21 protein-coding genes and 1 tRNA gene are annotated in these 23,510 nt (G+C 66.9%); 7 read left to right on the top strand and 15 right to left on the bottom strand.

Annotated elements, in window-relative coordinates:
* Positions 1-7: 7 nt before the first annotated feature.
* The 3 genes from egtD to J4O73_RS11415 form a co-directional block, all read right to left on the bottom strand.
* A complete protein-coding gene (gene egtD, locus J4O73_RS11425; RefSeq protein ID WP_426217358.1) occupies positions 8-925 on the bottom strand; it encodes an L-histidine N(alpha)-methyltransferase in 918 nt (305 codons plus the stop codon).
* Entirely contained in the window at positions 922-1,857 is a 936-nt protein-coding gene (locus tag J4O73_RS11420; RefSeq protein WP_426217356.1) for a methyltransferase, read from the bottom strand. The genes egtD and J4O73_RS11420 overlap by 4 nt, the downstream gene beginning before the upstream one ends.
* Before the next feature lie 85 nt (positions 1,858-1,942).
* Positions 1,943-3,937: an OPT family oligopeptide transporter gene (locus tag J4O73_RS11415; RefSeq protein WP_426217354.1), complete on the bottom strand. Its 1,995-nt coding sequence runs from the start codon at positions 3,935-3,937 to the stop codon at positions 1,943-1,945.
* Between the two features lie 106 nt (positions 3,938-4,043).
* Here J4O73_RS11415 and J4O73_RS11410 point away from each other — a divergent pair, with 106 nt between their 5' ends.
* On the top strand, positions 4,044-4,691 hold the full coding sequence (locus tag J4O73_RS11410) for a cysteine hydrolase family protein (protein WP_426217352.1): 648 nt from the start codon (positions 4,044-4,046) through the stop codon (positions 4,689-4,691).
* 59 nt (positions 4,692-4,750) lie between these two features.
* On the opposite strand, the gene J4O73_RS11405 is transcribed toward J4O73_RS11410, so the two are convergent.
* Both J4O73_RS11405 and J4O73_RS11400 read right to left on the bottom strand, forming a co-directional pair.
* Positions 4,751-5,401 carry an SOS response-associated peptidase gene (locus J4O73_RS11405; RefSeq protein ID WP_426217351.1) on the bottom strand — a complete coding sequence of 217 codons (651 nt, stop codon included), beginning with the start codon at positions 5,399-5,401 and terminating at the stop codon, positions 4,751-4,753.
* Between the two features lie 52 nt (positions 5,402-5,453).
* Positions 5,454-5,693 carry a hypothetical protein gene (locus tag J4O73_RS11400; RefSeq protein ID WP_426217349.1) on the bottom strand — a complete coding sequence of 80 codons (240 nt, stop codon included), beginning with the start codon at positions 5,691-5,693 and terminating at the stop codon, positions 5,454-5,456.
* Positions 5,694-5,828: 135 nt separating this feature from the next.
* Between J4O73_RS11400 and J4O73_RS11395 the strand changes: the two genes are divergently transcribed.
* The 6 genes from J4O73_RS11395 to J4O73_RS11370 all read left to right on the top strand — a co-directional run bounded on the left by J4O73_RS11395 (position 5,829) and on the right by J4O73_RS11370 (position 12,209).
* Positions 5,829-6,908, top strand: a complete 1,080-nt coding sequence (locus J4O73_RS11395) for a YeiH family protein (protein WP_426217347.1) — start codon at positions 5,829-5,831, stop codon at positions 6,906-6,908.
* A gap of 131 nt (positions 6,909-7,039) precedes the next feature.
* Positions 7,040-10,276, top strand: coding sequence for a PAS domain-containing protein (locus J4O73_RS11390; RefSeq protein WP_426217345.1), 3,237 nt, complete (start codon positions 7,040-7,042; stop codon positions 10,274-10,276).
* A 19-nt stretch (positions 10,277-10,295) separates the two neighbouring features.
* Positions 10,296-10,526 carry a hypothetical protein gene (locus tag J4O73_RS11385; protein ID WP_426217343.1) on the top strand — a complete coding sequence of 77 codons (231 nt, stop codon included), beginning with the start codon at positions 10,296-10,298 and terminating at the stop codon, positions 10,524-10,526.
* A 145-nt stretch (positions 10,527-10,671) separates the two neighbouring features.
* Positions 10,672-10,745, top strand: a tRNA-Gln gene (locus J4O73_RS11380).
* Between the two features lie 202 nt (positions 10,746-10,947).
* Positions 10,948-11,505 carry a sigma-70 family RNA polymerase sigma factor gene (locus J4O73_RS11375; protein WP_426217341.1) on the top strand — a complete coding sequence of 186 codons (558 nt, stop codon included), beginning with the start codon at positions 10,948-10,950 and terminating at the stop codon, positions 11,503-11,505.
* The gene (locus J4O73_RS11370) at positions 11,502-12,209 is read left to right on the top strand and encodes an anti-sigma factor (RefSeq protein ID WP_426217339.1); all 708 of its coding nucleotides are present in this window, start codon (positions 11,502-11,504) and stop codon (positions 12,207-12,209) included. Before J4O73_RS11375 ends, J4O73_RS11370 begins: the two co-directional genes overlap by 4 nt.
* Positions 12,210-12,248: 39 nt before the next feature.
* Here J4O73_RS11370 and J4O73_RS11365 read toward each other — a convergent pair whose 3' ends face one another.
* The 10 genes from J4O73_RS11365 to J4O73_RS11320 all read right to left on the bottom strand — a co-directional run bounded on the left by J4O73_RS11365 (position 12,249) and on the right by J4O73_RS11320 (position 23,129).
* Positions 12,249-12,797 (bottom strand): fasciclin domain-containing protein, encoded by a 549-nt coding sequence (locus tag J4O73_RS11365; RefSeq protein WP_426217337.1) that lies wholly within the window; start codon positions 12,795-12,797, stop codon positions 12,249-12,251.
* A gap of 88 nt (positions 12,798-12,885) precedes the next feature.
* Positions 12,886-13,464: a glutathione peroxidase gene (locus tag J4O73_RS11360; protein ID WP_426217335.1), complete on the bottom strand. Its 579-nt coding sequence runs from the start codon at positions 13,462-13,464 to the stop codon at positions 12,886-12,888.
* A gap of 89 nt (positions 13,465-13,553) precedes the next feature.
* Positions 13,554-14,312: a DJ-1/PfpI family protein gene (locus J4O73_RS11355; RefSeq protein WP_426217334.1), complete on the bottom strand. Its 759-nt coding sequence runs from the start codon at positions 14,310-14,312 to the stop codon at positions 13,554-13,556.
* 8 nt (positions 14,313-14,320) lie between these two features.
* Positions 14,321-17,014 (bottom strand): ATP-binding protein, encoded by a 2,694-nt coding sequence (locus J4O73_RS11350; protein WP_426217332.1) that lies wholly within the window; start codon positions 17,012-17,014, stop codon positions 14,321-14,323.
* Positions 17,015-17,060: 46 nt separating this feature from the next.
* Positions 17,061-18,095: an HD-GYP domain-containing protein gene (locus J4O73_RS11345; RefSeq protein WP_426217330.1), complete on the bottom strand. Its 1,035-nt coding sequence runs from the start codon at positions 18,093-18,095 to the stop codon at positions 17,061-17,063.
* A 37-nt stretch (positions 18,096-18,132) separates the two neighbouring features.
* Positions 18,133-19,551 (bottom strand): TadE/TadG family type IV pilus assembly protein, encoded by a 1,419-nt coding sequence (locus J4O73_RS11340; RefSeq protein WP_426217328.1) that lies wholly within the window; start codon positions 19,549-19,551, stop codon positions 18,133-18,135.
* Between the two features lie 218 nt (positions 19,552-19,769).
* Entirely contained in the window at positions 19,770-20,375 is a 606-nt protein-coding gene (locus J4O73_RS11335) for an SOUL family heme-binding protein (RefSeq protein ID WP_426217326.1), read from the bottom strand.
* A gap of 66 nt (positions 20,376-20,441) precedes the next feature.
* Positions 20,442-21,929: a PAS domain-containing protein gene (locus J4O73_RS11330; RefSeq protein ID WP_426217324.1), complete on the bottom strand. Its 1,488-nt coding sequence runs from the start codon at positions 21,927-21,929 to the stop codon at positions 20,442-20,444.
* 153 nt (positions 21,930-22,082) lie between these two features.
* Positions 22,083-22,832, bottom strand: a complete 750-nt coding sequence (locus J4O73_RS11325) for a hypothetical protein (RefSeq protein WP_426217323.1) — start codon at positions 22,830-22,832, stop codon at positions 22,083-22,085.
* Between the two features lie 42 nt (positions 22,833-22,874).
* Positions 22,875-23,129, bottom strand: coding sequence for a hypothetical protein (locus J4O73_RS11320; RefSeq protein WP_426217321.1), 255 nt, complete (start codon positions 23,127-23,129; stop codon positions 22,875-22,877).
* Positions 23,130-23,510: the final 381 nt, after the last annotated feature.

The following is a 23,510-nucleotide window of genomic DNA, read 5'->3' as shown; positions in this document are numbered from 1 at the left end:
GGCTTCTTCAGCACCGCAGCAGGTGAAGGGCGAAGCCAGCGGAATCGACGAAGCTTTCTTCCGCCGTCCAGCCCGCTCGTTCGGCGAGCCCCCTGAAGGCTTCGGCTGGGTATTTGTGCGACGTATCGGTTCGCACGCTTTCCCCAGCCGCGAAGGTGATTTCCCGACCTCCGAGATGCCACCGCGTCGCTTGCTTGGCGACGAGGTGAGCTTCGACCCGAAACGCGTCGCGAAGGACCCGCGCCTCGTGCCGGAACGCGTCGAGGTGGATATCGGCGCCGAGTTCGCGGTTGATCCGCGACAGGATGTTGAGGTGAAGCGCCTCCATCAGCCCTCCGCAGCCACCATAGACGGAGACGAGACGGTCCTCATCCTGCGTCGTGTCAGCCCCGACGAGGAAGTAACTCGGACCCAGCGTGTCCCTGGCCCGCGCGAGGAAGGCCGTCGCCTCCTCCGGGGCGAAGTTGCCGATGCTGGTGCCGGGGAAGAAGCCGAGCACGTGTCCCTCCCCTCGCCTCACTGGCAGATCGACCCGCCGGGAGTAGTCCGCCCGCACCGCGACCATGGCGATGTCCGGGTAATCCGCCGCGAGCGTCCTGAGAGACGCTTCGAGATACTCGCCCGAGATATCGATGGCGATGTAACGAGCCGGATCGTGCAGGGTGTCGAGCAGAACACGGATCTTCCGGCTCGCGCCGCTGCCGAATTCCACGATGGTCGAACGCGGCCCGATCCGGTTTGCGATGGCCGGAGCCACGCGGGCGAGAAGGGCCATCTCGCACTGGGTCGGGTAGTAATCCGGGCTTCCGCAGATGCGGTCGAACAGGATCGAGCCCGCCTCGTCCCAGAGGTACTTGCCCGGAAGATGCTTCGGCGTCTGGGAGAGGCCGGCGAGGACGTCGGCGAGGAAGGTGGGATCGCTCATGCCGTGGCCCGCGTGGCCGTGAGGATGACGAGGGCGATCCGCTCGGCCGCCGCATAGGCAGGCTCGTCGAGTTCCTCCCCGTATTCGTCGGGGTCGAATTCGCGGTAGGTCCAATCGAGCCCGGCGGCTTCACAGGCGGCGGTCGCAGCTGTCCGGAACCGGTCGTCGCCCTCCACGATCACCGCGCCGGTAAACAGGATCAGCGTTCCGCCCGGCGCGAGGCGGCGCACCGCCGCCTCCACCACGGCGAGTGACAGCCCTTCGCCCAATGCCCCGCCGCCGTCGCGATAGGACCGGCCCGCCCGGTCGATCATGAAGGGGGGGTTGGAGACGATGAGGTCGAACTCGCCCGAAACATTGTCGAGCAGATTGCTCTGCCGGGGCTCGACCTGCACTCCGGCCAAGTTCGCGTTGAGGGAGGCGAAGCGCAACGCGGCTGGGTTGATGTCCACGACAACGATGTCGGCCTCCGAAGCGCGTTTGGCGATGGCGATCCCCGCTGCCCCCGAGCCTGTGCCGATATCGACGGCGCGCCGGATCGGCCGGGACCGCGTGGCGAGGTGCCCGATCACCGCGCCGACGAAGCGGAACGTATCGGGGCCGAAGAACACCGCGTCCGTCGCGCTCGGCGGATAGGCAGAATGCAGGAACAGCTCGCCGTCGAGGCTGGAGACGCGGATTGTCGCCCGCCACAACGCGTCCTCCCTGACGAGGAGACCCGCGTCGCGCATCGGCTCGAACAGGGCGGGTGGTAGAATGGCTTCCTCGAAGGGGCGGCTCCAGCCGAACACGTCGCGCAGGCTACGGGCTCGCTCAGCTCCGGGCCGGGCGTTGATCCGCGCGTGCGTCGCAGGCGTGACCGTGGTGAAGCCGTAACCGAGGTCCTTGAGCCCATCGACGAGGGCGATGAGCGCAGTATCCGAATCTTGCATCGTGGAGAGATCTCGTGCCGGATGGTCCCCCCGTCTGGTCACGTCACCCGTGAACCCCACGCGAGAGCGCAGCGTTCCTGCCCCCTCACGCCGGGCGCGAGACGAGGCGATAGGTGACGGCGAGACCGGCCGCGAAAGTCGCGGCCCCGAGCCACGCGGCGGCGCGGTGGAAATCCGGCCCCACCAGGGCGAGCGACGAACCCCGTCCGGCCGCGAGGTCGGCCGCCGCGAGAAGCACCCCGACGAAGCTCTCCCCCACGAGGAAGCCCGAGGCCAGCAGCACGCCCCGCCGCCTCGCATCGGCCACGACCTCGTCCTGCCGCTCTTCCCCGGTGGTCGCGCGGAGGCGTCTTTCCGCGAGCCAGCCGAGCACGCCGCCGACGGCAATCGTCACCTCGACGGAAAGGGGCAGATACATGCCGATGCCGACCGTGAGCGCCGGGAAGGTCAGGCCGCGCTTCCGCAACCTCGCCTCCACGACGACCAGAACCGCGCCGAGCCCCGCGCCGATCGCCACCATCATCCAGGGCAGGTGTCCGTTGGCGATGCCGTCTGCGATCTGCGTCATCAGCGCGGCCTGAGGCGCAGGCAGGGCGCTTGCCCCATCCTGTCCTTCATGCGCGGGGGCACCGACGAAGCCGTAGGCCTCGTAGAGCAGGGAGAGAAGCGGGGCGATCGCCAGGGAGCCGACGATGACGCCGATGAGCAGGGCGACCTGCTGATGCCAGGGCGTCGCGCCGACGATCTGTCCTGTCTTCAGATCCTGCAGATTGTCGTTGGCGATGGAGGAGGTGGTGACGATGAGCGCGGTGAGGAGCAGCGCCGTGCCGGTGGCGAAGTTCTCGCCCTCGGGCCCCGTGACCGAGCCGATGGCCCATGTCAGCAGGAGCGTCGTCGCCATGGTGGTGAGGACGCCGATCCCCGAGATGGGGCTCGATGAGGAACCGAGCAGTCCCGCGAGGTAGCCGCAGGCGGCGGCCATCAGGAAGCCGAACAACACCGCGAAGAGCGTGACGCCGAGGACAAGAAGCGCGAGACCACCGCCGAGCCCTGCTCCCCAGGCGAAGGCGGTGAAGGTCGCGGCGAGCGGCAGACATAGGATCGCGATTCCTGCCGCGACCCAGGTGATCGGCAGGTCGCGCTCCTCCCGCGGGAGATCGTCGCGCAGCGCGCCCGCACCGCCGCCCGCATCGGACAGGGCCGAGCGGATGCTGTCGAAGATCGGCTTGCCCAGCGAGACGACGGTCCAGAGACCGCCGACCGCGATGATCCCCGCTCCAATCAGGCGAACCTGATCGGACCAGATCGCTTCCGACACTTCCTTCGCGCTCTTGGCGTCATCGGGGGACAGGGCGGTCAGGACCGGAACGGCAATGCCCCACGCGATGACGACGCCCGTGAACAGGGCGAGGCATGCACCGATGCCGACGAGGTAGCCGACGCCGACCAGAGCGAGGGAGAAACCCGTGCCGCTGCGGAACACTGCGCCGCCGAGGCTCACCGCGCCGCTGACGCTCTCGCTCAAGAGCTTCAGGCCGTTGGAGGCGAGCCCGATCAGCCCGGCTGCCCCGGCAGCGCCGAGGAGGACGCGCAGGCCCCTGGCCCCCGCCTCGCCCTGCCCGGTCTTCAGCACTTCGGCGGCCGCGACACCTTCCGGGTAGGGAAGGCCCGCGCCCGATACGAGGGCGCGGCGCAGGGGAATGGAGAAGGCGACACCGAGCAATCCGCCGATGCCGCAGACGGCGGTGGTTTGCCAGAACGGGAAGCCGTGCCAGTGGCCGATCAAGACGAGGCCGGGCAACGCCAGGATGATGTTGCACAGGGTGCCCGCCGCCGAAGCCTGCGTCTGGACGATGTTGTTCTCGTGGATGTCCGCCCCGCCCATGAGGCGCAGCGCCCCCATGGAGATCATTGCGGCAGGGATCGAGGACGAGAACGTCATGCCCGTCTTCAGGCCCATATAGACGTTGGCGGCCATGAAGATGATCGTGATGGCGGCGCCGAGGATCACGCCGCGGAGCGTGAGTTCGGCGGGGTTCGCCTCGGCCGTGTTCGGCGTCGTCGCGATGTGCGCGTCCATTCCGGCCCCTGGCTGATCCAGGGTGAACCACCGCTCGCGCTCGTCCTTTCCCGGCGGCCGGTTGTCGCCGCCAGGAACGCTGGCTCCGTCGCGTGATTGCGCTTGGATGAGCGAACCCTGTCTCCCCTCCAGCGGCAACTTCTCCGGCGACGACGGCACCCCTGTCGTCGAAGAGCTGACCGGCACCTGCCTTCATCTGTGTATCGACATGCAGCGCATGTTCGCGGAGGAGACCGACTGGCGGACGCCCTGGATGCCGAGGGTGTTGCCACGGGTCGAAAAGCTGGTCGCGGCCCACCCGGACCGGACCATCCTCACCCGCTTCCTTCCCGCCGACCGGCCGGGCGAGGGTCAGGGGACCTGGGCCTCTTATTACGAGCGCTGGGCGAGCATGACCGTGCAGAATCTCGCGCCGGGCCTCATCGATATCGTGCCGAGCCTCGCGCGCTACGCGCCGCCCGCCGACATCCTCGACAAGCGGGTCTATTCCCCCTGGCTCGGAACCGATCTCGATGAACGCCTGCGGTCACGCGGCGTCGATACCCTGGTCGTGACGGGAACGGAGACGGATGTCTGCGTGCTCGCGGCCGTGCTCGGCGGGGTCGATCTCGGCTACCGGATCATTCTCGTCTCGGACGCGCTGTGCTCATCCTGCGATGAAGCCCACGATGCCCTCATGGTGATGTACCGGATGCGCTACCGGCATCAGGTGCACACACTCACCACGGAGGAAGTCTTGGAGCGTTGGCAGTAAAGGCTGATCATCGCTATCGTCCTTGCTTCGCTGCGCTTGCAAGGTCGAAGAGGGGGACGCTAAGGATCCTGACGGGCGCCGCGGGCGACCTCGATCATCTCGTCATCCGGAAGCGGACGTTGCAGCGTCAAGGCCTCGGCGGTGGGGGCTTCGAGCCAGGAAGCCCATTCCTCGGGCTTCGTCAGCAGGACCGGCATCGCCTTCGGATGGACCGGCCCCACAACGCCGTTCGCGTCCGTGGTGAGGAACGAGAACAGCCTGTGCTCGGCTTCCGATCGCTCGGGATTCTCGGCCTTCGTTCCGCGCACGCCTGTCCAGGGGCGCCAGATTCCGGCGAAGGCAAAGAGAGGGCGGTCCTCGTTCAAAGCGAACCACACCGGTGTCTTGCGCGGTTTGGTGTCGGCGTATTCCGAGAAAGACGCCGCTGGGACGAGGCAGCGATAGGCAGGCTTCAGCCACGGCCGCCAATGCGGCGACGCGACATTGCGGACATTCGTAACCGGATGCTCACCGAAGGCCTTCGGCCCGGGGATGCCCCAGCGCATCATGGTCAGGGTTCGTCCGCCCTCCCCCGCGAGGACGACCGGCGCCATCTGGTCCGGAAAAATCGCCGGAAGCTCCGGCATGTTGCCGGTCTCGTCGTGCTCGGCGCCGAAGTAGGCGCGAAGAGCGGCAGGGCCCTGACGGCCGAGTGAATACAGATTACACATAGAAACGCCCGGTTGCCGTCACCTTGCGGCAGCCCGGGCGGAATAGCATTCGTCAGTTGAAGCTGACGAGCTGCGTCGCGTAGGCGAGAACCGTGTGCGCCACGGGCAGGTCCGATGCATAGATGCGGCCCGCCAGGATCGCCAGCGCCAGGCTCCAGAACACGGCACCGCCGATCCGGCGCGCCGTGCGGTCGCCCGCGCTGGTCGTGCAGGCACGGGCCACCCCCTCAGCGACAGGCTCGCCGAACGGATCGTAGGCAGTCTCGGCCTGGAGGGACGACGGGTTGCGCATAGGCAGATATGTCGCGCTCAGGGCGGTTTCGTGCAATGGACGCGTATTCCGAAGTTCGGGCGGATGGGAGAGTGTCCTTCTCCCCGGCGGCCCGGCGACGACCATTTTCTTTTCCGGCAGGGCGGAAGGTTGATCGTGCGCTCGAAAGCATCCGCGAACACGCCGGTCCAGGCCGAGGCCGCCCGCTCTCACTCGGTCCTTCCCGGTATCGGATTGTGCCTCGCCATCTCCTTGGTCGCCATGTCGGGGCAGGCAGTCGAGGAAAGGATTTTCTCCCACCCCTATGTCGAGGCCCTCGTCCTGGCGATCCTCCTCGGCATCGCGGTGCGGACGGTCTGGTCGCCGGGAGCGCGCTTCCGGACCGGCATCGCCTTCTCGGCCAAGCAACTGCTCGAGGTCGCCGTCACCCTGCTCGGCGCCTCATTGAGCCTTGGGGCAATTCTGGCGTCCGGCCCGCTTCTGATCGGCGGCATCGTGGCGACGGTCGCCATCGGGATCACCGCGAGCTACGGGATCTGCCGTTTCCTCGGCCTGCCGGAACGGATGGCGATCCTCGTGGCCTGCGGCAACGCCATTTGCGGAAACTCCGCCATTGCCGCGGTCGCGCCCGTGATCGACGCCGAGCCGAAGGACATCGCCGCCTCCATCGCCTTCACTGCCGTGCTCGGCGTGCTCATGGTGCTCGGACTGCCGCTGTTCGTGCCGCTGGCCGGGCTCAGCGACAACCAGTACGGGGTGCTTGCCGGGCTGACCGTCTACGCCGTGCCGCAAGTGCTGGCCGCCACCGTGCCGGTCAGCCTGCTCGCCACCCAGGTCGGCACCCTGGTGAAGCTCGTGCGCGTTCTGATGCTCGGCCCGGTCGTCGTGGCCTTCTCGCTGATCGCGCCGCACCTGCCACACGATCAGAGCCGCCCTGCAGGCACGGCTGTCCGCAAGGGACGCCTGCCCTTCACCAAGCTGGTGCCCTGGTTCATCCTCGGCTTCCTCGTCCTTGCGAGCTTGCGCTCGCTTGGGTGGATTCCGGATTCCGCTGTGCAACCAATCACCCATCTCGCGGGGTTTCTCACCGTGCTATCCATGGCGGCCCTCGGGCTCGGCGTGGATGTGCGTGTCCTCGCCAGGGTCGGCGGCCGGGTGACCCTCTCGGTAACGGCTTCCCTCGTGGTGCTCGTGGCGATCAGCCTTGCACTGATCCGGTTTCTCGGCATCGCCTGACGAACGACACGTCTGTGAGGCTTCGTCGCGCTTGCGTGTGGCGGCGCCGTTGGTCATAGGCCCGTCCATGCGGCTCGCGAACATCGTACCCGGCACGGCGTCATGGATGTCTCCCGCGCGGGGCTGGTTCGTTGACTGAGACCTTGCCCTTCCTCGCGGGCGGCGGTGAAGCCGCGCGGATGATCCGGGAGCGTGACTGGACCGGCCATCCCCTCGGCGCGCCGGAGACCTGGCCACCGGAACTACGGACGGCCTTGAGCCTCGTACTGAACTCGCCCGAGTCGATGATTTTGGCCTGGGGGCCGGAGCTCAGCTTCTTCTTCAACGAAACCTACTTTCCGCTGCTCGGCCCTCGCCTGCCCTGGGCGATGGGTGAGCGGTTCGACAAGGTCTGGGCCGACGGCTGGGATCAGGCCAAGCCGATCATCGACGAGGCCTGCGCGGGCCGCTCGACCCGTTTCCAGGATTTGCCCTGGACGCTGAATACGGACCGGGGCGATGCACAGACCTGGTGGAGCTTTTCCTACTCCCGCGTCCTCGACTCGGAGGGGCGGGTCGCGGGTCTGTTCATCCTGACCAACGAGACGACGGAGCGTATGAAGGCCGAGCGCCGCCAGCGCGACTTCGAGGACGCCCTGCGGGCCGAGCGCGACCGGGCGCATGACGTGCTCGACAACATGGGCGAGGCCTTCGCCCTGCTCGGGCGCGACATGCACCTCGTGGACATCAACGCCGAGGGCCTGCGCATGGACGGGCGCAGCCGGGACGAGATCGTCGGACGCCCCTATCGCGAGGCCTATCCTGACGCCGATCCGGTGCTGGAAGCGGCCTATCTTGAGGCGCTCGCCGAGGCGAAGCCCTTCACCATGGAGCATGCCGCCAAAGGCGAGGACGGGCGTGTCAGCTGGATCGACATCCGCGCCTATCCGGTGAAGGACGGGCTGGCGCTGTTCTACCGGGACATCACCGCTCGCCGCGTGCAGCAGGAGCGCCTGGAAGTCAGCGAGGCCCTGGCGCGGGAGAACGTGGACCGGGTGCAAATCGCGCTTGCCGCCGGTGCGATCATCGGCACGTGGTTCTGGGACCTTTCGAACGACCGCTTCACCGTCGACGAAGCCTTCGCACGCAGCTTCGGCCTGGATCCCGTCATCGGCCGCACGGGCTTGAGCCTGACGCAGATCGCGGCGACCGTGCATCCCGACGACAAGCCCGGCCTTCAGGCAGCCCTCGATGAGGCCATCGCACGCGGCGGTAGTTACTCCCACCAGTACCGGGTCCGCCGGGCGGATGGGAAATACTATTGGCTCGAAGCCAATGGCCGGGTGGACCTGACTCCCGACGGTAAGCCCCTCGCCTTCCCCGGCGTCCTCATCGACCTCAACGAGCGGCGGACGCTCGTCGCCGAGCGGGACAAGGTCCGGGCGGCCCTGCGGGAGCAGGCCTTCGAATTCGAAGTTCTGGCTGACAACATCCCGATCCTGTGCTGGATGAGCCGGGCGGACGGGCATGTCTATTGGTGTAGTCGCCGCTGGTACGACTACACTGGCGCTACGCCGGATTCTCTTCTCGGCTGGGGCTGGACCACCGCGCACGATCCGGCCTTCCTTCCCGAGGTGCTGAGCCGGTGGAACCGGTCGCTCTCGACCGGCGAACCGTTCGAGATGACCTTCCCCCTGCGCGGCCGGGACGGAACGTTCCGCCCGTTTCTCACCCGCATGGTGCCCATCCGGGATGAGGACGGCTCGATCGAGCGCTGGTTCGCCACGAATACCGACATCGCCGAGCTTCGCGCCGCCGAACAGGCCTTGCGCAACCTCAACGCGACGCTGGAGCAGCAGGTCGCGGAGCGCACCGCCGAGCGCGACCAGATCTGGAAGGCCTCTACCGACCTTCTCTGCGTCGCGAACTTCGAGGGCTATATCGTCAGCCTCAACCCGGCCTGGAGCGCCACGCTGGGGTGGAGCGCCGAGGACATGAAAGCCCGCCCCTTCCTGGCGTTCGTCCATCCGGATGACGTGGAGACCACGCGCGCCGCCGCCGACGGTCTCACGCGGGGCGCCTCGCAATTCGCCTTCGAGAACCGGTATCGCCACCGCGACGGCCACTATCGCTGGCTCTCGTGGAACGCCGTCTCGAAGGACGGCAAGATTTATTCGACGGTGCGCGACGTCACTGTGATGAAGGAGCAGGCGGAGGCGCTGGCAAACGCCGAAGACGCCCTGCGTCAGGCACAGAAGATGGAGGCGGTCGGCCAACTCACGGGCGGAGTCGCCCACGACTTCAACAACCTGCTGACGATCATCCGCTCGTCGGTGGATTTCCTGCGCCGCCCGAACCTGCCGGAGGAACGGCGCATCCGGTACATGGACGCGATGTCCGACACGGTGGACCGGGCCGCCAAGCTCACAGGCCAGCTCCTCGCCTTCGCCCGGCGGCAAGCCCTGAAGCCCGAGGTGTTCGATGTCGGCGCACGCCTCGATGAGGTGGCCGACATGCTCAATTCGGTGACGGGCGCCCGCATCAAGGTGCGCACGGAGCAGCCCACGAGCCGCTGCTATGTCCGCGCCGACGCGAGCCAGTTCGAGACGGCCCTCGTGAACATGGCGGTCAACGCCCGCGATGCCATGCGTGGCGAAGGCGAGATGGCGATCCGCGTTGCGCGCGGCCAATCGCTTCCGCCGATACGCGGCCATGCCGGCGCGTCGGGTCCGTTCGTCGCCGTGTCGGTGGTCGATCAGGGCTGCGGCATTCCCCAGGAACACCTCTCCCGCATTTTCGAGCCGTTCTTCACCACGAAGGAGGTGGGGCGCGGTACGGGGCTCGGGCTCAGCCAAGTGATCGGCTTTGCCAAGCAGTCGGGCGGCGATGTCGAGGTGACGAGCACGGTGGGGCACGGCACGGTCTTCACCCTCTACCTGCCCGAGGCGGAGGCCTCGGCCTGCCCGGCGCCCGACGAGGCCGATGAGGTGCAGGAGCTGGAAGGCCGAAGCCTCTGTGTGCTTGTGGTCGAGGACAATCTGGAAGTCGGGCGCTTCTGCACCCAGATCCTGGAGGATCTGGGACACTCCATCGTATGGGCGCATAATGCCGAAGAAGCCCTGGCCGAGATCGAGCGGGTGCCGTTCCGGTTCGAGGCCGTCTTTTCGGACGTCGTGATGCCGGGGATGGGGGGCATCGAACTCGCCAAGCGGCTCCGGGTCAGCCATCCGGACCTGCCGGTCGTGCTGACATCGGGCTACAGTGACGTGCTCGCCCGTGAGGACGACCACGGCTTCGACCTCGTGCGCAAACCCTATTCGGCGGAACAGGTGGCGGGCGCGTTCCGAAAGATCGCTCAGAGTGGACGGTTGCGCAGGCGCAGCCATTGACGACCGGCGGGAGGCAAGGATGAAACGGCCCGGCGAGCGAGACTCCGGCCTTCCCGAAAGCCTCACGCGGCACCTGACCGGACGTAAGGGCGCGATCTGGCCGACACCGGACGACCGCAACCGCTACAGGACCGGCGCTCACCGCCCTCGCCTGCCGAGCAAGGTGTTTCGGGGTGTCTGGTTATGGGCCGCGATCTTCAATCTCGCGGGTGGTGCAATCCTCGCCCTGCTCTGGTCGAGTATGGGTTGACACGCGGCGACGCACAGAAAGGCCCGTCAAGCCAGTTGACCCGCCGATCCTTTCCCCCTATCTGACCGCATCCCGGCGGTAACGCCCGGGCACCTCTCCCGGCCACCATACACCGACGGGAGACGCAGCCGAGACATCGGCTTGTTGGGGGATAGTTTAACGGTAGAACGGTGGACTCTGACTCCTCTAGTCCTGGTTCGAATCCAGGTCCCCCAGCCACCTCACTTTAAACCGTTGTCATCCAAAACCCGAGACTGAGCGAGACGAGCCTTCGGCCGTTTCATGGGGTGCTTGCGCCCAGGGTCCGGTGTTTCTTCTGATGCCGATAACGCTTTCCCCCTAAGCCTTGACGGCATTCCTGTGCTATGGCGCGCGGGAAAGGCAGGGCGGCTGGGCCGCACCTGCCATTGAGGGGGGAGCGTTGCCGAACCGCGAGCGGGTGGCCGATGCTGATCTCGGTCGATTGATCGGCGCCGTGGGACGCGGCGACCGCGTCGCACTGCGGTCGCTCTATGAGGCCGTAGCCCCGAAACTTCTCGGGATCATCCTTCGTATCCTTCAGGATCGAGGCGCGGCGGAAGACGCCCTTCAGGAGGTCTTCGTGCGCATCTGGCAGAGGGCAGGCCGTTACGATCCCCAGGCCGGGGCGCCGATGCCGTGGCTCGTCACCATCGCTCGCAACCAAGCCATCGACCGTTTTCGCCAGGACAAGTCCTCACGGCTGACCCAAGTCGAGGACGGTGTGCTGGAGCGTTTGGCCGACCGGCAGGACGGTGAAACCGATCTCGCCCAGCGCGACGCCCTTACGATTTGCCTCGAACGGGTGGAGCCGCCTCAGCGCGAGTGCATCGTGCTTGCTTATTGCGAGGGATGGTCGCGCGAGGAACTCGCAGCGCGCTACGACTGCCCGGTCAATACCGTCAAAACCTGGCTGCGCCGGGGTCTCATCAACCTGCGCGGCTGCCTGGAGGCCGCATGAGCACCTCCACACCTTGGGCGGAGGATCCAGAGGGGGTCGCGGGCGAATACGTCCTCGGTACCCTGCCTCCTGACGAGCATGCCGCATTTGCGCGGGCTCTGGAGCAGGATGCGAGCCTGCGCGCCCGTGTCGCCGCGTGGGAGGAGCGGCTTCTGCCGCTCGCCGAGACCATCCCGACCGCAACGCCTGCGCCGGAAACCTGGGCTGCCATCGAGGCGAGGACCGGTGGGGCGCGCGAGGAATTCGAACGGGCTCGCCTGGCCAAGCTCGAAAGGGGTTTGCTGCGCTGGCGGTTCGCGGCGGGGGCGGCGACCGCTCTGGCGGCCGGACTCGCCCTGTGGATCGCCATCGGCCCGCGCCAAGCGGTCGATGAAACGCGGTATCTGGCAGTGGTGGATCGGGGCGGTGCGCTTCCGGCCTTGATCGTGACGGTCGATCTCGGGGGTGGCACGGTTCAGGTGCGCAGCCTCGCCGCCGAAACGCCGCGGGATCACAGCCTGGAGCTTTGGTATGTCGGTGCGGGTGCCGCGCCGCGTTCGCTCGGGCTCGTCACGGATGCGACGGCTCGCCGACCGATTCCGGCTGCTCTGCGGGAAGGGGCCGAGGGCGGAAGCCTTGCTGTGTCGGTGGAGCCGAAGGGCGGCTCGCCGACCGGGGCCCCGACTGGGCCCGTGATCTATTCCGGCAAGCTCGTCCGCGAATGAGTGGGGCGGGCCCCGGTGAAACCGGGACCCGCGGCCGGATCAGGGCAGCAGCACGCCGTTGATGACGTGGATGACGCCGTTGGACTGGCGCACGTTCGGAATGGTGACCTTGGCCGTGTTGCCCTTGGCATCGGTGACCATGACGGCCTTGCCCTTGGTGGTGACGATGAGCGGCTCGCCCTGCACGGTCTTCAGCTCGGCCTGGCCGCCACCCTGCTTGACCGCAGCCATCAGCTCCTTGGCACCGTAGACGCCCGGGACGACGTGGTAGGTCAGGATGGCGGTGAGCTGCGCCTTGTTCTGCGGCTGAACGAGGTTTTCGACCGTGCCTGGCGGCAGTTGCGCGAAGGCGGCGTTGGTCGGTGCGAAGACGGTGAAGGGGCCGGGGCCGGACAGCGTGTCGACGAGGCCTGCCGCCTTCACGGCCGCGACCAGCGTGGTGTGATCCTTCGAATTGACGGCGTTCTCGACGATCGTCTTGTTCGCGTACATCGGCGCGCCGCCGACCATTGGGTTCTTGGCCATGGCCGGGGCGGCGGCGAAGGCGAGGCCGAGGGCGAGGCCGACGCGGAGAAGGGTCTTGGACATAGTGGCTCCCTGAATGAAGCGCCCGCATTGGGGCGTCAGGGGCGGTACGGAGGAAGGCCGCCGGAAAGTTTCAGCGGCCTTGAAAATTTTACGCTGCGGGAAGCTGGCTCGCGATGGCCGTGATGATGCGCGCATCGGATGGATCGACCGTGTGCGGGAACGATGCGAGCAAACTGCCGTCGCGGGCGACGAGGTACTTGTGGAAGTTCCAGCCTGGTGCCGAGCCCGGCTTTTCCGTCGCTGCCCAGCGATAGAAGGGATGGGCCGCGGGGCCCTTCACATGGACCTTCGACACGACGGGAAAGGTGACGCCATGGTTCTTGCGCGCCGCCTCCGCGATGGCGACGCCGTCCAACGGCTCCTGATTGCCGAAATCGGGTGACGGCACCGCGATCACCATGAGACCGCGCGACCCGAACCGGGTCCAGAGCCCCTGAAGCCCGACGAATTGTCCTGCATAGCCGCAAGCCGTCGCAGTGTTCACGACGAGGATCGGCTTGTCCGTGTAATCCGAGAGCGGCAGCACCCCGCCTTCTGGCCTTTCGAAGGAAAAGGTCGTCGCCTTCGTCTCGCCCGCCATCGCGCGGCCGACGCCGCCTGCCATGGCGGCGCCAACGAGGAGAAGCGCCTGACGGCGCTGGACGTTACCGGATACGAATGAGGTCATGGCTGGGCTCCCCGATCGTTTGGGATGCGCTGCTTTGCCTACAAAATCTAGGCGAGTTCCAGGGTCTGGCCAGAACCCGCGACCGCCGGTCACCGCGCCTTCGCAGCGGCCAACGAACCGGCGACGAGATCGGCGAGGATCGCCTCTGCGCCCCGCAAGACGGCTGGACTCGCCGTGGCGGGGCTTCCCGCATCGAACGGGGGCTGCGGCGCGTATTCCGCTACGAGCTGCGCAGTGCGAGCATACTCTTCCCCGCGCAGCCGCGCGGCCAGGGCCAGGGCGAAGTCGAGCCCCGCCGAGATGCCCGCTGCGGTGATCCGGTTGCGGTCGGTGACGATCCGGTCCGCCACGGGAATGGCACCCAACAGGGGCAGCACGCTGTCACGTACGCACCAATGACTGGTGGCGCGGTAGCCATCGAGAAGTCCGGCCGCGCCGAGGATCAACGATCCGGTACAAACGCTGGTGATGTAGCGAGCGCGGCTCGCCCGGTCGCGCAGGAAAGCGAGCGTCGGAGCGTGGCGCATTTGCGCTGGCGTCCCATCGCCGCCGGGCACGAAGAGGACGTCGAGGTCGCGCGGGCATTCCTCGAAGCTCGCGGTGGCGACCAATCCGAGACCCGTATCGCTCTGGATCGGACCCTTTATCTCCGCGACCAGAGTCAGGCTGCCCGCCGAAAGACCGGCCAGCAATTCCTGAGGTCCCACGAGATCGAGGGCCGTCATGCCGGGATAGAGCAGCATGACGATCGAGACCGGGCGCTCCTCCGCCCTCGCCGGCCGTGCCGCCAGCACGCTTGCGGCAGCGAGAGTCGCTGCGATCTCGCGGCGGCTCGGGGATGAAGCCATGCTGCACCTCAGGCTGCGGCCCGGCTACGCTCCGTCCGCTGGTCGAGGAGAAGGATGGTCGCGGCGAGCAGCTTATCCAGGGCGTCACAATCGCCTGGTGTTCCGGCGTAGGTGCCCTCGCGTCCGGCCGTCTCGATGGTCTTAAGCCGCTCGACCAGAATAGATGCGCCGATATTCGCGCTCATGGATTTCAGGCTGTGTGCCGCCCTCGCGATGGCTTGCTGGTCCGAAACGGCCACCGCCTCGCGCAAAGCTGCGAGAGCGACGGGTGTTTGGCTGCGATAGAGACCGACGATGCGGCTGAGGAATTCGCCATCCCCAAGGCTGAGCAGACTTTCGAGAACCTCCTCGTCCAGCAGCCCCTCCGGTTCCGCCCGCCCCTGCGGCGGCGTGACGACGATGCCTGAGTCGGCGTTCGCCCCCTCGGCATAGCGTTCGAGCAGGGCTGCGAGCTGCTTCAGCGTGAAGGGCTTGGCGAGGATCCCGTCCATCTGTGCTGCCTCGACGGCTTCAGCGGCATCGGCGAGAACATGGGCCGTCAGGGCGATGATCGGCGTGCGGCGGCTGCCCCAGGCGGATTCCTGCTCTCGGATGGTGCGGGCGGCGGTGAAGCCATCCATCACCGGCATGCTGCCATCCATGAGAATGAGATCGAAGATCTGCGCCCCCACAGCCGCGACGGCGGCGGCACCGTCCTCGACGGCTACCACATCGGTCACGCCGCAGCGGGACAGGGCTTCCAAGGCGACCTCGCGATTGACGGCGCTGTCATCGGCCACCAGCACTCGCATTCCAGGGAAGCGAGGCAGGACATCGGCTTGTGCGATGCGCGTGCCCGGCACCGCGAAGGCGCGGCCTTCGGCCAGAGCGGAGAGAACCGGCTGCCACTCCGCCTGTGTGACCGGCCAGCGGAGGATCTCGTCGGCGAGGCCTTGCCGCAGGGCATCGTCCGCCGCGCCCTCCCCCGGCTGTCCGAGGACCAGGATACGCGCTGCACCATCCGGCCGCCTGCGCCGGGCGACCAGGGCTTTCGCGTCGAGAATCCAATGGGCCGATCCTTGCCCGTCCATCTCGGTCGGAGCGAAACCGGCGGCCTTCAGGCTCGCCTTGAGAACCGCCCGCGTCGCGGAACCGCCCGCCTGAACGACGACGTTCATCGGCACATCGGGATGGCGCGCGATGTTCGCGGGCGCCTCGACCGGGTCGACGGGAATCCGGGCGAAGAAGGTCGAGCCGACGCCCACCTCACTGGTGACGCCGACGCTGCCGCCCATCGTCTCGACGATACGCTGTGCGATGGAGAGGCCGAGTCCCGTGCCGCCGAAGCGGCGGGTGGTCGATTGATCGGCCTGCGAGAAGGCCGAGAAGATGGTCGCGAGCTTGTCCTGCGGAATGCCGATGCCCGTGTCGGTGACGGCGAGTACGAGGAAGCCGTCGGCAGGATCGATGTCGAGCCGCAGGGCGACATGCCCCTGGGCGGTGAATTTCAGCGCGTTCGAGACGAAGTTGCTCGCCACCTGCCCGAGTCGAACCGGGTCGCCGAGAATCGCGCGGGGGACTTCGGGCGCGACATTCGCCGCGAGGTCGAGTCCGGCGCTGCGGGCCCTCTCGGCGAACAGCGTCACCACCGTGTCGGCCACCTCGGACGGGCTCACCGGCACGCGCTCCAGTTCGAGCTTGCCCGCTTCGACCTTCGCGAAGTCGAGAATATCGTTGATGATCGCGAGCAGCGATTTGCCGGAACGGGCGATGACGTCGGCGTAGCGGCGCTGGCGGGCGGGCAGGTCCGAACTCGCGAGGAGTTCAGCCATCACCAGCACGCCGTTCATGGGGGTACGGATCTCGTGGCTCATCGTCGCGAGAAAGGTCGACTTCGCGGCGTTGGCGCTTTCGGCCACCTGCTTGGCTTCGCTGAGGTCCGCCGTGCGGGCCCGGACCTCCTGTTCGAGATGGGCGCTATGGGCGGCAAGACGATCATCGCGCTCGTTCACCGCCGAGAGCAGGTCGTTGAAGGTGCGCGCGAGGCGCCCGACCTCGTCGTCCGCCGAGATGGGGGCGCGACGGGTGTAGTCGTGGCGCAGGCGCACGGCGTCCATGGTTCCCGCCAGTTGCGCCAGCGGGCGCGTGACGCTGCGCTGCATCTGCAGGGACACGCCGATGCCGATCGCCACGGCGAGCAGGGCGACCAGCAAGGTGCTCCTGGCCGCTTCCTTGATCCGGTCCGAGATGTACTGGGATTCGTTGATGAGGATCACGCGGCCGATGACGGCGCCGTTCTCTTTGATCGGCGCCTCGACCCGCAGGGTGCGCGTTCCGAACAGGCTCATCAGCGAGAGGTCATGGCCGTCGAGCGCGGCGTCCGAGCTCAGGCGCAGACCGAGGCCCTGCTCTCCCAGCACCGAGCCGTCCGGGCGCTCGATCGCTCCGTAGACGATGCCCTGCCGTCCGCCGATGGCACGCAGCGTCGCGTTCGCGGCGGCGGCGTCGTTCTCCAGGGCGGCGCGGGCGCTGCCGGCGGCGAAGACCTCCGCCATGGTGGTCAGGGCCGTTTGCTGCTCGTCGCCGATTCGGTCGAGTTCGCGCCAGACCGACAGGATCGAGGTGAGAACCAGAGCCGCCGTGACCGCCGCCGTCACGACGAGGGCGATGCGCCCGGCGATGGAGCGTCCCGGCTTCAGCCACGCCCGCTTCATGCTCCGCATTCGCCCGGTCCCGTCTCGTGAGTGGCATCGCCCGGGGGCGCTGGTCTCAGGCAGCCTGCGCCCAGGTTTTTTCGACGTCGTCCCACCCTTCGAGGAAGGCCGTGACGCAGCGCGGATCGAAATGCTGGCCCGATTGCTCGGACAGGAAGGCGCGCGCCCGCTCCAGCGGCCAAGCCTTCTTGTAGGGGCGCTCCGAAACCAAGGCGTCGAAGACATCCGCCACTGCGACGATGCGGCCGGAAAGCGGGATCTCCTCGCCCTTCAGGCCGCGCGGGTAGCCGGTGCCATCCCAGCGTTCGTGGTGGCTCTCTGCGATCTCGGCGGCGAGCTTCACGATGTCCGACTTGCTGCCTTCGAGGATCCTGCGCCCGCGCTCGGCGTGCTTCTGCATCTCCTCCCGCTCCTCGACGGAGAGCGGGCCCTGCTTGAGCAAGATGGAATCGGGCACGCCGATCTTGCCGACATCGTGCATGGTGGAGGCGAGTTTCAGCGTCCGCAGCCGATCGGGGTCGAATCCGAGGTTGCGGGCGATCACCCCGACATAGGACGAGACGCGGGCAATATGATCGCCGGTATCGGTGTCGCGATGCTCGGCGGCGCGCATCAGCAGGGCGATGATCTCCTGCTCGCGGGATTCGATCACCGCCACCGCCTTCGCCACCTCGCGGGCGAGCCAGGCGGCACGGTCCTGTTCCTGGCGATGGGCGGCGCTGATCTTCATCAGGTTGGTGATGCGAGCCTGAATCTCGATCGGATCGCAGGGCTTGCCGAGGAAATCCGTCGCCCCGGCCCGCAGCGCCTGGTGGCGCAGGCTGCGCTGGTCGAGGCTCGTGACCATGACGATCGGCACATGCGCGAAGCCCGGCACGGCCCGCGCGGCGGTGATGACGTCGAGGCCGGTGAGCTTCGGCATGTCGTAATCGGTGATCACCACGCCGATCCTGTCCGCGTTCTCGCGCAGATAGGCGATTCCCTTTTCCGGGCAGGTGAAGGTCACGGGCTCGCAATCTGCGACCGGCTTCAGCGCCTGCACCATCAGCAGGTTATTCATTTCGGCGTCGTCGAGAATCAGGGCCTGCACCACGAGCCTCCCGTCAGTCCGGCCGCGTAAGACAGCATCATTGCGACAGCACCACCCTGCCGTTGAGCGGGCCCACACCCTTTGGGACGGGTACGCTGGTCCCCTCGTAATTGGCGTTCAGATACAGGTTCGGTCCCTCGTAGAGATTGACCTGCCGGGCCACGACGACGGTGTAGGCCGACTGATCCGAGACCGGCCGACTCGCATCGATCACCAAACGGCCCGCCGGCAGGTATATCGTGCCGAGCATTGTGCGAGCATTGTCACTGATGATCCGGTAGTTGCGCATGGGCGTCGTGCTGCCGAGCGGTGGAGGCGTCAGCGAGACGGGATTGATCGGCAGAAGGGCGTTCAGGAGGATGGCCGGATCGAGGATGCTGCCGACCTGGGTATCCTCCATCATCAGGAGCCCGGCCATCACGCCCGTGGTCGGCGCCGTCAGACTGATGGTGCTGCCCTTGTTGAACAGCAGGCCGGTATTGTTGCCGCTGAAATAGAAGCCGACATCCGTGCCGCTGAACGTGGCCGAATTGGTCACGAGAAGCGGCCCTTCCTTGATGACGTAGATGCCCGGCTTCAGCGTGACATGCGCGTTGCCCATCACGTAGATGCCGCCGCAATAGGTGCCCGGCTCCAGGGTCGTGTTCGAGAAGATGCGCATCCCGCCGAGAAGCGGAGTCAGCAGTCTCGCCAGGGTGGAAGATGGGCACGAGGCAGACGGGGGTACGGGCCGGTCCTTGAGCGGATCGGCGATGGGCGGGCAACTCGTCTGCGGTGTCGGCGAGAAATTCGCGCGCACGCCGAGATAGCCGCCCGCCGAGCAGATCGTCTCGGCCCGCGCCATCGAACTGTCGCCGCCGACCATCCCGGCGGTGTTCTCGGAATCCGAATAGAGCGAGCAGCCCTGCGCGGTGACCTGAGCGTTCTTCTGCAGATTGAACGCGCCGGGCGCCATCGGATCGAGAGTGAGCATGCACAGGCGCATCTTGCCCACGATGCTCACCTTCGCCTGAGCCGCGACAGTCTGCGTGCCGAGGCCGACGAAACGGCCGAAGGACAGCGGTACGCTGTCGACGGCCCTGGCGAAGACGCTGGTCCTGTCGCCCCCTACCTCGACGGTGATCGTCAATTCGCGATCAGACGGCGTCCGCGCATTGGTGACGACCATCTGCTCGACGACGCCTTTGACCGAGGCGTCACTGGACGATGCGAGCTTGAGTGCGTTGCCGCCCGCCAGCACGCCCGTATCGACGGCGTTCTGCAATTGGGACCGCCGCGCGACGAGCGTCGCGTAGTCGATACCTCCGCCGACGAGACCGAGAAGCACCGGAAGCGACAGGCCGAAGATCAACGCGACTCCGCCGCGCCGCTCGCTCGCGAAGGCCTTGGTGGACGCGCGCGCGCGCCGGACGAGGTCCGGGAACGCGCCCCTCACACCCTTAGCGACACCCATCATCCCCACGATCCGGTTCGGAACCCCGGCCTCGTCATTTCATGGAAAGGTGGTGCGCTCGTTAATTGGGGGCATTGAAGGCGAAGTTGCGAACCGTTCTTTGAGCTATCTCCACAGCATTAAGTGCCACGCCTCTTTGCTCCGACGAATGGTTTCACGCTCTCGAACCGTGCATGACTTCGAGAAGCGCCAAAATCCCTGGGCGCCACATGGATACAACTTCAAGATGAAGTGAGGCGGCCGGCAACTTCGTTGCGCCGGAGGAATGGGATTGCGAAAGGCGGGTCGTAGCCGAGGAAGAAGGGTTGGCAGCACAACTTCTGATGAGCGGCGTTCAGCACCTCAACGAGAATGCGTTCTTGCTCGGCCCTGACCTGCGGCGAGGCGGTGCCGCTGAAGCGCAACGCGGCGATTCTTTCCGGCGGCACCTGCACGAGGCGCACGCCCGGCTCCGTGGGCGCGGGAGCTCCCGCTTCGGCCACATCACGCGGCAGAAAGAAACGCATCGTCCCCGATGCGCCCTGCTCGACCGGTACGGTCATGGCGATGCGTTGTCCGCTCGCCTCGACGGGCGCGGTCATCGCGATGCGTCCGCCCGTACGGTTGGCGCCGGTGATGTAACGGAACAGGCGGCCGAACGCCTCGCTATCCCCCTGTCCTCTCGCTTCGGTCTCGACCGCAAGCCGCCCCTCATAGGCTCGGGTCTCGACGCCCCGGTCGAGCCGCTCGACCACGGTGTAGCGCGGCTGCTCGTAGAGGGCCCGCACACCGAAGACCCCGAGCACGGATTCGAGCAAGGTGAGCGCGTAATAGAAGAACTTGTCCATGGCCGTGACATCCTGCGGCAACGGGCGAGGATGTAGGGTTGCGTTCGGCCTTGTCCCGACTGTGCGTCAGCCCGGCCGCGTGCCTGCGACGAGGGTCACACGCTCCGGCAGCGGGGCTTCCAGGGTGAAGACCACGCCGCCTACCGCATAGTCGATCTTCGCCGTGCCGCCGAGCTCAGCGGCCAGGGCACGCTCGATGAGGCGTGAGCCGAATCCGGTGCGCGCGGGGGCCGTGACGGGTGGTCCATCGACCTCTTCCCAACGCAGCATCAACTGGGCCGGATCGCTGCCCTCGACCTGCCAGCGCAGGGTGACGCTGCCGCAATCCACCGACAGGGCGCCGTACTTGACGGCGTTGGTGGCGAGTTCGTGAAGGGCCATGGAGAGGGCGAGCGTCAGACGCGGTGGCAGCCACACTTCCGGTCCCTCGACATGGAAGCGTTGTTCGGCGCCGCCGAGGAAGGGACGCAGGGCCGCGTCCACGATCTCGTTCAGCGGTGCGCCGACCCAGCTGATCCGCGTCAGGACGTCATGCGCCAGGGAGAGCGAGCGCAACCGCGCGTCGAGGGTCTTCTGCGCATCCTCCAGCGACCCGGCGTTGCGGAGCGTCTGGTGCGCGATCGATTGCATGGTCGCCATCGAGTTCTTGACCCGATGATTCAACTCGTCCGCGAGCAGCGCTCTGTGCTCCTCGGCGCGCTTGCGATCCGTAATGTCGATCGAGACGCCCGCCATGCTGACCGGCGTGCCATCCTCCGCATAGGAGGGCTGACCGCGGATCTGCACCCAGCGCACCTCGCCGTTCGGACAGCGGATCCGGTACTCGATGTCGTAATCGGCTTGTCCCGCAAGGGACGCCTCCACGGCCGCCTGCATCCTCGTCCGATCCTCGGGCAGGATGGCTGCGAGCAACTCCTCGTACGGGAACGGCAAAGCCGGATCGCGGCCGAAATTCAGCTTGCATCCCTCGGACGCGATGAGCTTCAGCCCGTCGATCTCCAGGGTCCAGGATCCGAGGCGGCCTGCCTCGAGGATGAAGCGAAGCCGCTCTTCGCTTTGCGTCAACTCGGTCGTGCGCCGCTCGACCTCCTGCTCCAGGGCGTCCCGATCGCGCTGGATGCGGGCCAGCTTGTCACGCTCCAGGGTCACATCGAATTGCGAGGCGAAGAAATAGGTTAGCTCACCGTCCCGGCCGAAGACCGGCGAAATGAGAAGGCGGTTCCAGAAGAGTTCGCCGTCCTTCTTGTGATTCAGCAGGTCGATCTCGATCGGCACACGCTGCTCGATTGCTTCGCGAATCCGGGCCACGTCGGCCTGATCGGTCTCCGGCCCCTGCAAGAAGCGGCAATTCCGTCCGACGATCTCCTCCCGGCTGTACCCGGAAAGACGCGAGAAGGCATCGTTGACGAAGACGATCGGGTTGTCCGGCTGGTGCGGATCGGTGATCACCATCGGCATGCGCGTGGCACGGACGGCCGAGACGAACGGGTCCGAACTCGCATCGCTACGGGCGAATTCCGTTTCGAAACGGGTACGATCCGGGTGGTTCGTCAAACTCCGCCGCCCCCCGCGCGACGACCGGCCAATGCACGTCGCCGCCGGTCTAGCGTGGCCTTATCGCGGAACGGTGAGGTTGCGCGCAAGCTCCCTGCGAGCACGATGCGGTGGATCGGCCCGAACGGGTGCGAGGGGCGTCTCGATGCGGTTTTACTTTATTTCCGCGACCCTTGTCATTGCGCCGCTGCGATAACTTGAGGAAGTGCCGGCTATTTGCATTCTGGCCTGCATGTTCAATCTCAGCTTCAAACCGGTGAGGATTCCGGCTGCGCGCAATTGTCCTGGGTCTGGGATCCAGATGTCTGCGGGGGCCACGCGCATGACGCGCTCCACGAACGCACGTGGGAGGCCGGCGGCTTGGTACGCGGCTCTCTCGGGCGCCGGATCGACTGCGAGCTTCCGTCCATCCGGCCCGATCTCGTAGGGCGCATGGAAGCCGAGGCGGCCCTCCGGCCCCAGGGTGCGCCTGCGCCCTTGCAGGAAGATCAGCGTGCAGGCCGAGGCACAGGCATCCGCGACATGCGTGGACAGGTGACGCTTGCGCACCAGTCGTCCGATATCGATGGCTTCCTCCACGAGCCCGCCATCACTGTCGAGGTGAAGGCTTTGGACCTCCGGATGCGATGACAGCAGGGCCGCGACCCGCACGGCGACGCCCTCTGTCAGGTCCCCGCTCAGGTGTAGCTCTCGCCCGCCGGGGGCGAGATCGAGGCGCGCTGGCACCTCGCGATCCTCGGGCGCGAAGGTGCTCGCCGGGGGCGGCACGGCAAGAGCAAAGTGCTGCGTTTCGGGCGGCGCAAGATGGCGGTTGTTCGTGGGAACGAGGGCGGCGAGCGTGAGCCCGAGGCCGAACGCAGCCACCCGAGCCGGGCGAGCCCGGCCGAGAGAGAAAATAGACATGGGAAAGAGTCCCTCAGCGGGCGGGAGAGGCCGAAGCGGGGCCTACTGAAGGTAGGAGACGAACATCTCCGAGACGGCGCGAGAGGCGTAGCTCTCGGGGCTCTCACCCCATCGCACCGGGAAAGCCTCGGCGACCCGGCGGCCAGCAAGGATGCGCGACACCTCGTCGGGCATCAGCCCGTCCTCAAAAGCGTTGGCGAGGGCGGCGCGCTCGAAACGCGGGTGAGTGTGAATAGCCTCCGGCAGAAGCGCGCCGGGGTCGAAGATCAGTTCCTGGGCGAAGTCATGAGACGGCATGATGGCGGTTCTCGTGTCGATGATGCTGCGAAATCTGGTTTTTCTTTTGCGAAGGCATGCAGGCACGACACGAGAATTTAGACATGGTCATCTCGAAACGGATCATCGTTCTTTCCTCTGAGGCCGACTAACTGTCGACACACAAAGAGTAGCCATAAGAGCTGAGAAAGTGCTGCCAAATGCAGGCTGGCGGCGAGGGAAACTCATTCGCCGACGCCGCAAAACGGAGCATAAGCGTCGGGGGGCTCAAAGCCGCACGAAGAGCGTCGTCAGCCCGTCCGAAGCGGCAGTCGATCGAGCGTGCGGCAGCGGAGAAGCGCGTCTGCGCGAATTGGATCATCAGCACGCGGCCGAAGACCATCAGCATCACCGCCGCAAGCA

Source organism: Methylobacterium sp. NFXW15 (assembly GCF_049887755.1).
Lineage (GTDB): Bacteria > Pseudomonadota > Alphaproteobacteria > Rhizobiales > Beijerinckiaceae > Methylobacterium.
Note: the sequence above shows the minus strand (reverse complement) of the source record. Positions and strands in the feature narration are given on the sequence as shown.